Annotated in this window: 14 protein-coding genes and 1 pseudogene; 10 read left to right on the top strand and 5 right to left on the bottom strand. The window is 74.4% G+C overall.

Annotated features, from left to right (window positions below):
* Positions 1 to 89: 89 nt before the first annotated feature.
* Positions 90 to 560: a hypothetical protein gene (locus tag ACWDBE_RS28255; RefSeq protein WP_449809458.1), complete on the bottom strand. Its 471-nt coding sequence runs from the start codon at positions 558 to 560 to the stop codon at positions 90 to 92.
* 328 nt (positions 561 to 888) lie between these two features.
* Between ACWDBE_RS28255 and ACWDBE_RS28250 the strand changes: the two genes are divergently transcribed.
* Positions 889 to 1,710: a hypothetical protein gene (locus ACWDBE_RS28250; protein WP_449791047.1), complete on the top strand. Its 822-nt coding sequence runs from the start codon at positions 889 to 891 to the stop codon at positions 1,708 to 1,710.
* 77 nt (positions 1,711 to 1,787) lie between these two features.
* Here ACWDBE_RS28250 and ACWDBE_RS28245 read toward each other — a convergent pair whose 3' ends face one another.
* Positions 1,788 to 2,957 carry an NADH-quinone oxidoreductase subunit D gene (locus ACWDBE_RS28245; protein ID WP_449809457.1) on the bottom strand — a complete coding sequence of 390 codons (1,170 nt, stop codon included), beginning with the start codon at positions 2,955 to 2,957 and terminating at the stop codon, positions 1,788 to 1,790.
* Positions 2,954 to 3,970 carry an SAM-dependent methyltransferase gene (locus ACWDBE_RS28240; protein ID WP_449791005.1) on the bottom strand — a complete coding sequence of 339 codons (1,017 nt, stop codon included), beginning with the start codon at positions 3,968 to 3,970 and terminating at the stop codon, positions 2,954 to 2,956. Before ACWDBE_RS28240 ends, ACWDBE_RS28245 begins: the two co-directional genes overlap by 4 nt.
* A gap of 129 nt (positions 3,971 to 4,099) precedes the next feature.
* On the opposite strand from ACWDBE_RS28240, the gene ACWDBE_RS28235 reads away from it, so the two are divergent.
* The 8 genes from ACWDBE_RS28235 (at position 4,100) to ACWDBE_RS28200 (ending at position 12,011) form a co-directional block, all read left to right on the top strand.
* Positions 4,100 to 5,332, top strand: coding sequence for a sensor histidine kinase (locus ACWDBE_RS28235; RefSeq protein ID WP_449809456.1), 1,233 nt, complete (start codon positions 4,100 to 4,102; stop codon positions 5,330 to 5,332).
* Positions 5,333 to 5,368: 36 nt separating this feature from the next.
* Complete coding sequence (locus ACWDBE_RS28230; RefSeq protein ID WP_392867770.1) at positions 5,369 to 6,058, top strand: response regulator; 690 nt, start codon at positions 5,369 to 5,371, stop codon at positions 6,056 to 6,058.
* A 100-nt stretch (positions 6,059 to 6,158) separates the two neighbouring features.
* Complete coding sequence (locus tag ACWDBE_RS28225; protein ID WP_449791003.1) at positions 6,159 to 7,094, top strand: Rossmann-like and DUF2520 domain-containing protein; 936 nt, start codon at positions 6,159 to 6,161, stop codon at positions 7,092 to 7,094.
* Entirely contained in the window at positions 7,095 to 8,000 is a 906-nt protein-coding gene (gene panC, locus ACWDBE_RS28220) for a pantoate--beta-alanine ligase (protein ID WP_449809455.1), read from the top strand.
* Between the two features lie 68 nt (positions 8,001 to 8,068).
* Complete coding sequence (panD, locus tag ACWDBE_RS28215; RefSeq protein ID WP_392867777.1) at positions 8,069 to 8,518, top strand: aspartate 1-decarboxylase; 450 nt, start codon at positions 8,069 to 8,071, stop codon at positions 8,516 to 8,518.
* A gap of 15 nt (positions 8,519 to 8,533) precedes the next feature.
* Entirely contained in the window at positions 8,534 to 10,204 is a 1,671-nt protein-coding gene (locus ACWDBE_RS28210) for an L-aspartate oxidase (RefSeq protein ID WP_449791001.1), read from the top strand.
* A gap of 4 nt (positions 10,205 to 10,208) precedes the next feature.
* Positions 10,209 to 11,171, top strand: coding sequence for a carboxylating nicotinate-nucleotide diphosphorylase (gene nadC, locus ACWDBE_RS28205; protein WP_449791000.1), 963 nt, complete (start codon positions 10,209 to 10,211; stop codon positions 11,169 to 11,171).
* Between the two features lie 48 nt (positions 11,172 to 11,219).
* Positions 11,220 to 12,011 (top strand): type III pantothenate kinase, encoded by a 792-nt coding sequence (locus ACWDBE_RS28200; RefSeq protein WP_224283786.1) that lies wholly within the window; start codon positions 11,220 to 11,222, stop codon positions 12,009 to 12,011.
* 7 nt (positions 12,012 to 12,018) lie between these two features.
* On the opposite strand, the gene ACWDBE_RS28195 is transcribed toward ACWDBE_RS28200, so the two are convergent.
* Entirely contained in the window at positions 12,019 to 12,984 is a 966-nt protein-coding gene (locus ACWDBE_RS28195; protein WP_449809454.1) for a hypothetical protein, read from the bottom strand.
* A gap of 57 nt (positions 12,985 to 13,041) precedes the next feature.
* Positions 13,042 to 13,596, bottom strand: coding sequence for a SigE family RNA polymerase sigma factor (locus ACWDBE_RS28190; RefSeq protein ID WP_449790998.1), 555 nt, complete (start codon positions 13,594 to 13,596; stop codon positions 13,042 to 13,044).
* Between the two features lie 162 nt (positions 13,597 to 13,758).
* Here ACWDBE_RS28190 and ACWDBE_RS28185 point away from each other — a divergent pair.
* A pseudogene (locus ACWDBE_RS28185) lies at positions 13,759 to 14,015 on the top strand (hypothetical protein); the annotation flags it as partial.

Genomic DNA, 14,015 nt, shown 5'->3' with positions numbered 1-14,015 from the left:
GCCGGTCCGCCTTCGAACCGGTCCGTCTCGGACCGCTCCGTCCCGGAGCCGGTCCGTCCTGGAGCCGGTCCGTCCTGGAGCCGGATCGGTCAGACCGACTTGTCCCCGGGGACGACGGGAACGGCCCCCGGGGTTGCCTCGGGCACCGTCGAGTACACCGCGGACGTCACCGCCGACACCCCCGAACCAGCCGACACCCCCGGGCCCACCGGCACCGCGGTGGCCCCGAACCCGCTCGCCGCCGAGCTGTCCGTGTCCGCCGTCCGCGCGGCCATCGTGTGCAGCCCGGCCCCGACCCCGGTCACCCGACCGGCCAACCCCCGCAGCCCGCCGACGAGTTCGCCGCGCGCCTGCCCGTACACGGTGGCGAAGCCGCTGCCCGGCTGGTCCGCGCCCCAGGGCGCGCCGATCGCGGCGAGCCCCTCCTCCAGGGCGGTGACGGCCTTCGCCAGTTCGCCGCCGAGCTTCTCGAACTCCCGCCCCTCGCCGTGCAGTTCCCACGGCCTGAGGACGAACTCCCCACCCGCGCGGCCGGACGCCCCGGTGCTGCCGCCTGCCATCCCCGTACCTCCCCGTAGCGGGCCCGTAGCGGACCGGCCGCCATCCTAGGCACGCCGCCGGGCCCGACCGCACGCCCCTCCGGACCTCTTCACCCCGCCTTCACCCCGACGTCCCCACGGCCGGGGGCCGCCATCCGCCCCGCCATCCGCCCCGCCCGCGGAACCGCCCCCGGTACCGCCGCCGGAAGCACCCCCGGAACCGCGACCGGTCCCGCCACCGCGCCACCACCCCCGAAAGCTCTACCCTTGCTGAGTGGCACCAGCAGAAACGTCCAAGAAGAAGGCCAAGGCGAAGCCCAAGGCCTCCCCCGCCCCCGTCGACCTCGCGATGCCGACCCTGCGCCGCGAGATCCCGCGCGACGAGGTCCCGCTCGACTTCCCCCGCGCCTGGGTCGAGTTCGCCGACCCCGCCGACGAGGAGCAGGTCTTCCGCTGCGACCTCACCTGGCTGACCTCCCGCTGGTCCTGCGTCTTCGGCCAGGGCTGCCACGGCATCCGCGAGGGCCGGGGCGAGTCGGACGGCTGCTGCACGCTGGGCGCGCACTACTCGGACGAGGACGACGAGCAGCGCGTCCTGGGGCACGCGGCCCGGCTGACCCCCGAGCTGTGGGAGAACTTCGCCGAGGGCACCGACGCCGAGGGCCGGATCAGGTCCGACGGCGGCATCACCATGCTGGACGAGGACGGCGACCGCCAGACCCGCCGGGTCGGCGGCGCCTGCATCTTCGTGAACAGCCCGGACTTCGCGGGCGGCGCCGGCTGCGCCCTGCACTCGCTCGCGCTCAAGGAGGGCCGCGAGCCGCTGGAGACCAAGCCGGACGTCTGCTGGCAGCTGCCGATCCGCCGCACCTACGACTGGATCGACCGCCCCGACGACACCCGTTACCTCCAGGTGTCGATCGGCGAGTACGACCGCCGCGGCTGGGGCCCGGGCGGCCACGACCTGCACTGGTGGTGCACCGGCGCCCCGGCGGCCCACCAGGGCGCGGAGCCGGTGTACGTCAGCTACCGCCCCGAGCTCACCGAGCTGATGGGCAGGGCCGGCTACGAGGTGCTGGCCCGGCTGTGCGAGGAGCGGATCGCCACCAAGGGCGACCGCAAGGTGGCCCCCCACCCGGCCGACCCGGTCAAGAAGCCCAAGAAGGCCTGACGGGGGTCCCAGGGCGTCCGGCCCACCGGACGTCCTGGTCGGCCGGAGCCCGGAAACCCGAGGCCGGGCCCGGGGCCCTACTTGTCGATGTCCCCGACCACGAAGAACATCGACCCCAGGATCGCCACCATGTCCGCGACCAGCGTCCCCGGCAGCAGCTCGGTCAGCGCCTGGATGTTGTTGAAGGACGCCGAGCGCAGCTTGAGCCGCCACGGCGTCTTGTCGCCGCGCGAGACCAGGTAGTAGCCGTTGATCCCGAGCGGGTTCTCGGTCCACGCGTAGGTGCTGCCCTCGGGTGCCTTGAGCACCTTGGGAAGCCGCTGGTTGACCGGGCCGGGCGGCAGCGCGGCGAGCTTGTCGAGGCAGGCGTCGGCGAGGTCCAGCGAGTTGAGGGTCTGCTCCAGCAGGCACTCGAAGCGGGCCAGGCAGTCGCCCTCCTCGCGGGTGACCACGGTGAGCACCTGCCGCAGTTCCTCGGAGCCGTACGCGAGGTACGGCTCGTCGCGGCGCAGGTCGAGGTCCAGGCCGCTGGCCCGGGCGATCGGGCCGCTGACGCCGTACGCCTCGGCCTGCGCCCGGGTGAGGACGCCGACGCCGGCGGTGCGGGCGCGGAAGATCTCGTTGCCGAGGACGAGGTCCTCGAAGACCGGCAGCTGCGAGCGCACGGTGACGACGGCGGTGCGGACCCGGCCGAGCCAGCCGGCCGGCAGGTCCTCCTTGAGGCCGCCGACCCGGTTGAACATGTAGTGCATCCGGCCGCCGGAGGCCTCCTCCAGCACGTGCTGGAGGTCCTCGCGGCCGTTGAAGGCGTGGAAGACGGGGGTGATCCCGCCCAGCTCCAGCGGGTACGAGCCGAGGAACATCAGGTGGTTGAGCACCCGGTTGAGTTCGGCGAGCAGGGTGCGGATCCACACCGCCCGCTCGGGGACCTCCATGCCGAGCATCCGCTCGACGGCCATGACGACGCCGAGTTCGTTGGAGAAGGCGGAGAGCCAGTCGTGCCGGTTGGCCAGCATGATGATCTGCCGGTAGTCGCGGGCCTCGAACAGCTTCTCGGCGCCCCGGTGCATGTAGCCGATCACCGGCTCGGCGCTCACGATGCGCTCGCCGTCGAGCAGCATCCGCAGCCGCAGCACGCCGTGGGTGGCCGGGTGCTGCGGGCCGATGTTGAGCACCATGTCGGTGGTGCCCGCCGCGCCGGTGAAGTTCTCGGCTCCCGCCCCGATGCCGACCGTGGTCTCCCTCATGCCCCCAGAGTCTGCCATCCCGGCAGGCCCGCCAAGCTCACCGGTTCCGGCATGCGGACGGCCTGCACCAGCCACCCGAAGGCGCCGAGGCCGCCCGGGTCGGTCAGCTCGGCCCCCTCCCCCGCCCCACCGAGCGCCCGCAGGTAGCCGGCCGGGTCGCTGGAGGCCAGCGCGAGCGCCGGGCGCTCGCCACTCACGCCGAGCGCGCGCAACGCCTCCCGCTGGGTTGTCCACAGGCTGTGGAGACCGGGCACGGCGGCGGAGTCCAGCGCGACGTGCGCGGTGACGTCGCAGGAGCCGTCCGGCACCGGGGCCACCTCCCGGCCGTCCCGGAAGCCCGCGTACGTGCCGAACGGCGGGCGCCGCCCGGCGGTGTGCCCGTAGTCGACGGCGACGGCCAGCCCGCGCTCCAGCCCGGCCACGGCCCGCGCCCAGGCGGCGTCGCGGGGAGCGCCGAACTCCACCACCTCGCCGGGCTCCGCGGCCGGCCACCAGCGGCCGGCCCAGGCCGCGTCGGCCGCCGAGACCGGCTCGCCGAGGCGCTGTTCGCCGGTCCCGGTGTCCACCTCGAGGTAGCGCAGCACCCCGTCCTCGTCCACCTCGCCGGCGTCCAGCGGGACGTTGTCCAGCCACTCGTTGGCGAACAGCAGCCCGGTCACCCCGCGCGGCGGCTCGTCCGTCCACAGGGCTGTGGGCGGCAGGCCGGCCGGACGCCCGGCGATCTCCACGCCGTACGGGCGCAGCCGCGCCAGCACCGGCGCGGGCAGTTCGGCCAGGACCCCGGTGAGCAGTTCGCCCCGCCCGGCCCCCATGTCGACCAGGGCCAGCTCCTCCGGACGGCCGAGGGCCTCGTCAACCTCCAGCAGCAGCCGGGCCACCGCACGGGCGAACCTCGGTGAGGCGTGCACGGAGGTGCGGAAGTGCCCGGCCGGGCCCTCCGGCCTGCGGTAGAACCCCTGCCCGGGGTCGTACAGGGCCTGTTCCATGGCGGGCGCCCACCGCATCCAAGTCATGGGGCCGGACGCTACCCGGCGGGGGAAGGACCCTCCCAATCGGATCAGGTGCTTCTCCGACCTACGGAGTAGGGCGGATCGCCCTACTGGCGGACCTTGGCACACCGGGCGACTGCCTACGCTGGACACGTGCATCGACTCAACGCCTGGCTCCGCCGTCACCCCATGGTGGTCGACGCCGCCTGGGCGGCGATCGTGCTGTTCTTCGGCCTGCTCCCGAACGGGGCCAACGTCGACGAGGGCTGGCGCTTCGACGCCTCGATCGCGCTCGCGGTGCTGCTGCCGCTGCTGATGGTCTTCCGGCGGCGCTTCCCCGACCTCACGGTGGTCGCCGCCACCTGCGTCGGCGTCGGCCAGGTGATCGCGGGCGTCGCACCGGGCTTCTCCTCGATCGCCTACCTGGTCTTCGGCTACACGGGCGCCGCCTTCGGCCACAAGTGGACCTCCCGACTGGCCCTGGCGGCCGGCCTGTCCGCCGGGCCGCTGGTGTTCTGGCAGATGAAGCCGGTGAAGACGGTCTTCGACGGGGCCGGCGACGCCCACACCCGCCCGTACGGCTTCGGCGAGGCGGCGATGATCACGCTGCTGATGAGCACGCCGTTCATCCTCTGCTGGGCCTGGGGCCGGCTGACCCGGGTCCGCCGCGCCTACCTGACCGAGCTGGAGGACCGCGCCGCCCGGCTGGAGCGCGAGCGGGACGCCCAGTCCAAGGTGGCGGTCGCCGCCGAGCGGGCCCGGATCGCCCGCGAGCTGCACGACGTGGTCGCCCACAACGTCTCGGTGATGATCGTCCAGGCCGACGGCGCCGCGTACGTCCTGGACAACTCCCCGCAGCAGGCGAAGGAGGCGCTCGGCACGATCGCCTCCACCGGCCGCCAGGCACTGGTCGAGATGCGCCGGCTGCTGGGCGTGCTGCGCACCGCCGACACCAAGGCCGAGGAGTACGTGCCGCAGCCGGGCGTCGAGGAGCTGCCGGAGCTGCTGGAGCAGGTCCGCACGGCCGGGCTCGACGTGGACTACGCCACCTCCGGGCAGCCGCGCGAGCTGCCGCGCGGCGTCGAGCTGACCGTCTACCGGATCGTCCAGGAGGCGCTCACCAACGTCCGCAAGCACGGCGGCCCCGACGTGCACGCCCGGGTCGCGGTCGACTTCGGCGAGCGCGAGCTGGCCGTCCTGGTGGAGGACGACGGGCGCGGCAGCACCGACGAGCACCTGGCCGCCGGCGGCGCGGACGGCCTCGGCCACGGCCTGATCGGCATGCGCGAACGCGTCGGCATGGTCAGCGGCAGCCTCGACGTGGGCCCCCGCCCCGGCGGCGGCTTCCGGATCCGCGCCGTCCTGCCGCTCAAGGCGGCCCACTAGCCCAGTCCGCCGTCCACCCCTCCAAGGAGTCCCACCTTGACCATCCGCGTGATGCTCGTCGACGACCAGGAACTGCTGCGCACCGGTTTCCGGATGATCCTCCAGTCACAGGGCGACATCGAGATCTCCGCCGAGGCGGGCGACGGCGCGCAGGCCCTGGAGAAGCTGCGTCACACCGAGGTGGACGTGATCCTGATGGACGTCCGGATGCCGCGGCTGGACGGCGTGCAGGCGACCCGCCGGATCTGCCTGGCCGAGGACGGCAGCCCGCTGCCGAACGCCCCGCACGTGCTCATCCTCACCACCTTCGACCTGGACGAGTACGCCTTCGCCGCGCTCAAGGCCGGCGCCAGCGGCTTCCTCCTCAAGGACGTCCCGCCGACCGAACTGGTGGCCGCGATCCGCGCGGTGCACGGCGGGGACGCGGTGGTCGCCCCGACCACCACCCGCCGGATGATCGACCGCTTCGCCGAGGTGCTGCCCACCCCGCAGAGCGCGCCCGGCTCCGACGCCCTCGGCCCGCTGACGGAGCGCGAGCGGGAGGTGTTCCTGCTGGTCGCCCAGGGCCTGTCGAACGGCGAGATCGCGGCCCGGCTGGTGCTCTCTGAGGCCACCGTGAAGACCCACGTCGGCCGGATCCTGGCCAAGCTGGGCCTGCGCGACCGGGTCCAGGCCGTGGTCCTGGCGTACGAGGCCGGGCTGATCCGGGCCGGGGCCGCGGACTAGCCACCTCGGGCCCGGGCGGGCCGCGGCGGCGCCCGTACACTGGGGCGGTACGTCCGGTACCCGTCGCGGACCGGAACGGTCATTCAGGACAAGGGTGGACATGAGTTCGTCCGACTTCAGCGAGTTCGCCCCGTTCGGCGACCCCGGTGACCCCGGCAACCGGCCCGCCCGGCTGGCCGTCGGCGTGGTCGGCACCGGCCGGGTGGGCCCCGCGCTGGGCGCGGCGCTCCAGCTCGCCGGGCACACCGTGGTCGCCGCCTCCGGGGTGTCCGCCGTCTCCCGCCGCCGCGCCGAGGCGCTGCTGCCGGGCGTGCGGATCGTCACCCCGCCGCAGGTCCTGGCCGCCGCCGACCTGGTGCTGCTGACCGTCCCGGACGACGCGCTGGCCGACCTGGTGGGCGGCCTCGCCGCCACCGGCGCCGTCCGCCCCGGGCAGCTGCTGGTGCACACCTCCGGCGCGCACGGCGTCGGCATCCTGGAGCCCGCCACCCGGGCCGGGGCGCTGCCGCTGGCCCTGCACCCGGCGATGACCTTCACCGGCACCTCGGTGGACCTGGCCCGGCTGGCCGGCTGCCCGTTCGGCGTGACCGCCCCCGAGGAGCTGCGGCCGGTCGCCGAGGCCCTGGTGGTGGAGATGGGCGGCGAGCCCGAGTGGGTGCCCGAGGAGGTCCGCCCGCTCTACCACACCGCCCTCGCCCACGGCTCGAACCACCTGGTCACCCTGGTCGCCCAGGCGATGGACCTGCTGCGCACGGCCGGCGTCGCCGAGCCGGGCCGGATGCTCGGCCCGCTGCTGGGCGCCGCCCTGGACAACAGCCTGCGCTCCGGCGACGCGGCCCTCACCGGTCCGGTCGCCCGGGGCGACTCGGGCACCGTACGGCGCCACCTGACGCAGCTCAGTACGGTGTCCCCGGACATCCCGGCGGCCTACCGTGCGATGGCCCGCGCCACCGCACAGCGGGCGCTCGCCAACGGGACGATCGACGAAACGTCGGCGGCGGCGCTGCTGGACGTACTGAACGAGGAGAAGCCCTAGATGGCACGCGGTAAGCAGTCGAACAAGCCCCAGCGGACGCCGAAGGTCCACCGGGCCGTCGTCACCCGCACCGTGGACGAATTCGAGGCTGCGTTCTGGCCGGACGAGCAGCCGGTGGACAACGCCGTCGTGATGACCATGGGCGCGCTGCACGAGGGCCACGCCGCGCTGATCCGGGCTGCCCGCAAGCAGGTCGGCCGGGACGGCCGGGTCGCGGTGACGGTCTTCGTCAACCCGCTCCAGTTCGGCGCGGGCGAGGACCTGGAGCGCTACCCGCGCAGCCTCGACGAGGACGTGCGGCTGGCCGAGGAGAACGGCGCCGACGTGGTCTTCACGCCGTCCGTCGAGGAGGTCTACCCGAACGGCGAACCGCAGGTGCGCCTGGTGGCCGGCCCGATGGGCGAGCGCTACGAGGGCGCCACCCGGCCCGGCCACTTCGACGGCGTGCTGACCGTGGTCGCCAAGCTGCTGCACATCACCGACCCGGACTTCGCGTTCTTCGGCGAGAAGGACGCCCAGCAGCTGGCGATCATCCAGCGGATGGTCGCCGACCTGGACTTCGACGTCGAGATCGTCGGCGTGCCGACCGTCCGCGAGGAGGACGGCCTGGCGCTGTCCTCGCGCAACCGCTACCTCTCGGCGGAGGAGCGCGCCCACGCGCTCGCCCTGTCCAGGGCCCTGTTCGCCGGCCGGGACGCCGCCGCGCAGGGCCCGAAGGCCGTCCGCGAGGCCGCCTCGGCCGCCCTGGACGGCGCCGAGGGCGTCACCCTGGACTACCTCGCCCTGATCGACCCGCACGACTTCTCGGAGGCGGCGGACGACTTCCAGGGCGAGGCGGTGCTGGCCGTCGCCGCGAAGGTGGGCCCGACCCGCCTGATCGACAACGTCCGCATCATCGTTCGCTGAGACACCGGCAGCGACACCCGCAGCAACACCCCCCTTCAGGCATGCACTCACAGGAGGCGTGACCCGCAATGCTCCGCACCATGCTCAAGTCCAAGATCCACCGGGCCACCGTGACCCAGGCCGACCTGCACTACGTGGGATCCGTCACGGTGGACGAGGACCTGCTCGACGCCGCCGACCTGCTCCCCGGCGAGCTGGTCCACATCGTCGACATCAACAACGGCGCCCGGCTGGAGACGTACACCATCGCCGGCCCGCGCGGCTCCGGCGTGATCGGCATCAACGGCGCCGCCGCCCGCCTCGTCCACCCCGGCGACCTCGTCATACTCATCGCCTACGGGCAGATGGACACGGCCGAGGCCAAGGGCTACGAGCCGAGGATCGTCTTCGTGGACGAGCGGAACCGGATCACCGGCCTGGGCGGGGACGCCGCCGAGGCCCAGGAGGGCACCGGGCTGCTCCGGGGGGACAGGGCGTACGGTGACGGCAACGGCGCGGCCGACGCCGCCTCGCGCTGAAGGAGCCACCCACCCATGTCCACGCACCGCCTCACCGCCCCGGCCCCCGGCTGGACCGCCACCACCGACGTGGTCGTGGTCGGCTCCGGGGTCGCCGGTCTCACCGTCGCGCTCAACGTCCGCAAGGCCGGCCTGCGGGCCATGGTGGTCACCAAGGCGATGCTGGACGACGGCTCCACCCGCTGGGCCCAGGGCGGCATCGCGGCCGCCCTGGGCGAGGGGGACACCCCCGAACAGCACCTGGACGACACCCTGGTGGCCGGCGCCGGGCTCTGCGACGAGGAGGCCGTGCGCACCCTGGTCACCGAGGGCCCGGACGCCGTCCGCCGGCTGATCGCGGTCGGCGCCGCCTTCGACCGCGGCGCGGCCGGCGAGATCCTGCTGACCCGCGAGGGCGGCCACCACCGCAACCGGATCGCGCACGCGGGCGGGGACGCGACCGGCGCCGAGATATCGCGCGCCCTGGTCGCCGCCGTCCGCACCGACCCGGCCATCGAGCTGATCGAGCACGCGCTGGTGCTCGACCTGCTGACCGACGCCGAGGGCCACGCCGCCGGGCTCACCCTGCACGTGATGGGCGAGGGCGCGCGCGACGGCGTCGGCGCCGTCCGGGCCCGCGCGGTGGTGCTCGCCACCGGCGGCATGGGCCAGGTCTTCTCGGCCACCACCAACCCGGCGGTCTCCACCGGCGACGGCGTGGCGCTCGCGCTGCGGGCCGGCGCCGCCGTCACCGACCTGGAGTTCGTCCAGTTCCACCCGACCGTGCTCTGGCTCGGCCCGGAGGCCGAGGGCCAGCAGCCCCTGGTCTCCGAGGCCGTGCGCGGCGAGGGCGCCCACCTGGTGGACGCGGACGGCGTCCGGTTCATGCTCGGGCAGCACGAGCTGGCCGAACTGGCCCCGCGCGACATCGTCGCCAAGGCGATCACCCGGCGCATGCAGGAGCAGGGCGCCGAGCACATGTTCCTGGACGGACGCCACTTCGGCGCCGAGATGTGGGAGCGCCGCTTCCCGACCATCCTCGCCTCCTGCCGCGCCCACGGCATCGACCCGGTCACCGAGCCGATCCCGGTCGCGCCGGCCGCGCACTACGCCTCCGGCGGCGTGCGCACCGACCCGCACGGCCGCACCAGCGTCCCCGGCCTGTACGCCTGCGGCGAGGTCGCCTGCACCGGGGTGCACGGCGCCAACCGGCTGGCCTCCAACTCGCTGCTGGAGGGCCTGGTCTTCGCCGAGCGGATCGCCGCCGACCTGGCCGCGCGGCACGGGGCCGGCGAACTTCCCGAGCGCACCGTGGACGTCGAGGCCGCCCGGTCGGCGCACGCCGTCCCGCTGCCCGCCTCCGAGGCGCGCGCCGAGATCCAGCGGCTGATGTCGCGCGGAGCGGGCGTGCTGCGCTCGGCCGCCTCGATGGCCGACGCCGCGGCCGGCCTCGCCCTGATCGCCGAGCAGGCGTACGCGCACGTGTCGGAGGAGAAGCCGGCCGACCCCCGGGTGGAGACCTGGGAGGCCGCCAACCTGCTGCTGGTCGCCACCTCCCTGGTCGCGGCCGCCGCGCAGCGCGCGGAGACCCGCGGCTGCCACTGGCGCGAGGACTTCCCCGAGCGCGACGACGCCCACTGGCGGCGCCACCTGATCACCACCCTCGCCGCCGCCGGCGGCCCGGTCAGCACCCCTGAGGAGCAGTAGAACCATGACCCACTCCCACGAGGAACTCCCGATGGCCGGCGGCTGCGGCGACGGCTGCGCCTGCGGGGACGGCGAGGGCTACGAGACCGGCCTGGACCCGCAGCTGGCCGAGTTGCTGGAGCAGGCCGGGCTGGACCCGGTCGAGGTCGAGGACATCGCCACCCTGGCGCTGGCCGAGGACCTGGCCGGCGGCGAGGACGTCACCTCGGTGGCGACCGTGCCCGCCGAGGCCGTCGCGACCGCCGACTTCACCGCCCGCCAGGCCGGCGTGGTGGCCGGCCTGCGGGTCGCCGAGGCGGTCGTCTCGCTGATCTGCGAGGAGGAGTTCGAGGTCGAGCGGCACGTCGAGGACGGCGACCGGGTGGAGGCCGGCCAGGTGCTGCTCTCCGTCCGCTCGCGCACCCGCGACCTGCTGACCGCCGAGCGCAGCGCGCTCAACCTGCTCTGCCACCTGTCCGGTATCGCCACCGCGACCCGCGCCTGGGCGGACGCCCTGGAGGGCACCGGCGCGGTGGTCCGGGACACCCGCAAGACCACCCCTGGCCTGCGCGCGCTGGAGAAGTTCGCGGTGCGCTGCGGCGGCGGGGCCAACCACCGGATGGCGCTCTCGGACGCCGCGCTGGTGAAGGACAACCACGTGGTCGCGGCCGGCGGCGTGGCCGAGGCCTTCCGGGCCGTCCGGGCCGCGTACCCGGAGCTGCCGGTCGAGGTCGAGGTGGACACCCTGGAGCAGATCCCGCCGGTGCTGGAGGCCGGGGCGGACCTGATCCTGCTGGACAACTTCACCGTCGGTCAGCTGAAGGAGGCCGTGGCGCTGGTGGCCGGCCGGGCGAAGCTGGAGGCCTCCGGCGGACTGACCCTGGCCAGCGCGCGCGAGGTCGCCCAGACTGGTGTCGACTACCTGGCCGTGGGCGCGCTCACCCACTCCTCGCCGATCCTGGACATCGGCCTGGACCTGCGCGCCTGACCGTCAGCGGTCGAGCACAGACCCGTCCCGACTCGCAGAAAGCGCCCCATGCTCCTCACCATCGACGTCGGCAACACCCAGACCACGCTCGGCCTGTTCGACGGCGAGGACGTGGTGGAACACTGGCGGATCTCCACCGATCCGCGCCGCACGGCCGATGAACTGGCGGTGCTGCTGCAGGGGTTGATGGGCAACCACACCGCGGTCCGGGAGGCCGCGGTGGAGGGCCTGGCGATCTGCTCGTCCGTCCCCGCCGTGCTCCACGAGCTCCGCGAGGTGACCCGCCGCTACTACGGCGACGTCCCCGCGGTGATCGTGGAGCCCGGCGTGAAGACCGGGGTGCACGTCCTGATGGACAACCCCAAGGAGGTCGGCGCCGACCGGATCGTCAACGCACTGGCCGCCAACCACCTGTACGGCGGCCCGTGCATCGTGGTCGACTTCGGCACCGCGACCACCTTCGACGCCGTCAACGCGCGCGGCGACTACGTCGGCGGGGCGATCGCCCCCGGCATCGAGATCTCGGTCGAGGCGCTCGGCGTCCGCGGCGCCCAGCTGCGCAAGATCGAGCTGGCCCGCCCGCGCAACGTGATCGGCAAGAACACCGTCGAGGGGATGCAGTCCGGCATCCTCTACGGCTTCGCCGGCCAGGTCGACGGCCTGGTCGAGCGGATGGCCCGGGAGCTCGCCAAGGACCCGGACGACGTCCAGGTGATCGCCACCGGCGGTCTCGCCCCGCTCGTCCTCGGCGAGGCCACCACCATCGACGTGCACGAGCCCTGGCTGACCCTGATCGGCCTGCGCCTGGTGTACGAGCGCAACCGGCCCGCCGCCGGCTGAGCGGCGCTCAGCTTCCGGGGGCCGGGAAGGCGGGCAGCGTGACCGGTCCCGACGCCGGCCCCGCGTAGGGGTACACGATGCCGCTCCACGCGGACTCCCCGGGGAGGGGCAGGGGAGGAGCCGGCCGGAGGGTCATCCCGGACGGCGACGACAGCGGGAGGGTCGCTCCCGGGGTCGGCTTCCCCGCCCGCGAGTCCTTGATCGCCGCCGCGACCTCCTTCCAGCGCGGGTCCTTCACCACCGCGGCGAGCTGCTCCGGCGTCAGCGGCGGGTCGGCCCGGGTGATCGGGGTGCCCTGTTCCAACGGCTTGCGGTTCCACTCCTGGAGCATCGTCTGGTAGCCGTCCCCGGCCAGCTTGGCGGACCAGGCCTTCGACCCCTCCGGCTCGCCGCTGCGCGTGCCGGCCTGGTAGACGGTCAGCCGGGTGCCGTCCGGAAGGACCGACGAGGAGCAGGCGTCCGCGGTCGGCTGCCCGGCCGGCAGCTCGGTCGGCACGCCGGCCGGGCAGTCCATGTCGGCCCCCTTGCCCCCGAATTCGATGATCCAGAACAGGTACTGCACCGGGCCGTGGCCGTCGTCCAGCACCAGCCGCAGCTGCGGGCTGCCGCCCTCGGCGCCCCGGGCCTCGCCCACCGTCACCGCCCCCTGCGGCAGCAGTTCGGTGAGCATCCGCAGGAACTCGGGGCCGGAGACCGGGGCGGCGGACGGGTGGCTCGACGCCGTACCGCCCGACGCCGCGCCCGGCCCGGGCAGCAGGCCACCGAGCGCGGCGCCGCCCACCCCGGCCAGGGCCAGGGCGGCGGCGCCCGCCGCGGTGCCCACCCGCCGCCGGCGGCGCAGCCGGCGGCCGTACGACCAGCCGGTGTCGACCAGCCGGGTGCCGTCGGTGTCGTAGGCCCCGCCGGCCCGGCCGAGGGCCTCGGTGAAGGCCCGCTCGAACCGCTCGTCGGGCAAGTCGTGCTCTGCGGACATGCTGAACCAACCTCTCTACCATATGAGTTGACGTGACGAATGGGCGGCCCTGCGGCTTCAGCGCCCGGCCAGTTCGCCGATGCCGTCGCCGAGCACCGTCCGGATCCGGCCGAGCGCGCGGTGGGACTGGGTCCGGACGGCGCCCGGGGTGAGCCGCAGGACGGCCGCGGTCTCCTCGACGCTGCGGTCCTCCCAGTAGCGCAGGACCAGTACGGCCCGGTCGCGGGGCGCGAGCCGTCCGAGCGCGTCCACCAGGGCCAGCCGCAGGTCCGGGTCCCCTTGCGGGGCCGCGCCGTCCGGCACCTCGTCGACCGGCCGCTCGCCGCTGGAGCGGCGGCCGCGGTGCGAGAGGAAGGCCCGGACCAGCACGGTGTGCGCGTACCCGGTCGGGTTGTCGATCCGGCGCTTGGCCCCGAACCACGAGGTACGGTGCCACTGGGCGTAGACCCGCCCGAGCGCCTCCTGCACCAGGTCCTCGGCGAGGTGGGTGTCCCCGCCGGTGAGCAGGCAGGCCGACCGGTAGAGCGGTCTGGCGCGGGCGGCTGCGAAGGCCTGGAATTCCTCGTCCCGCCGCCCGCCCCGGGCCGCCTTCCCCTGACCGTCCGGTTGCATCCTGCCCGGCCCCCTCGCTCGTTCTCCCCTGACACCTGGATGACCAGGTGGCCCCCCGACGGCGTTACAGGTGGCGGCGAAAGGCTTCTTCGCCGGGCCGAACGTGGGTGGTTCGGCGCGACGTTACCGACAAATCGGATATTCCTCACGTAGTGTCAGCCCATGCCTACGCCACACGGATCGCGCGGCGGCATGGCCTTCAGCGCCGACGAAGTCCGCGTGCTGCGCCGCGCCCTCGCCCAAGCCCTGCACCCCGCCGTCCCCGTCCACCTCCAGGGGCCCGACCGGCCGGCGTTCGCCGGGCCGGGCGCCGAACTGTGGGCGGAGGACGTCCAGGACGCCCTGCGCCTGACCGAGGCGATCGACGAGGCCGTCCAGGAGGGCGGGCGGCTGCGCGCCTTCCTGCTCGCCGACCTCGG

It is taken from the genome of Kitasatospora sp. NPDC001132, assembly GCF_053598415.1.
This window is presented reverse-complemented; position numbering and strand designations above follow the sequence as displayed.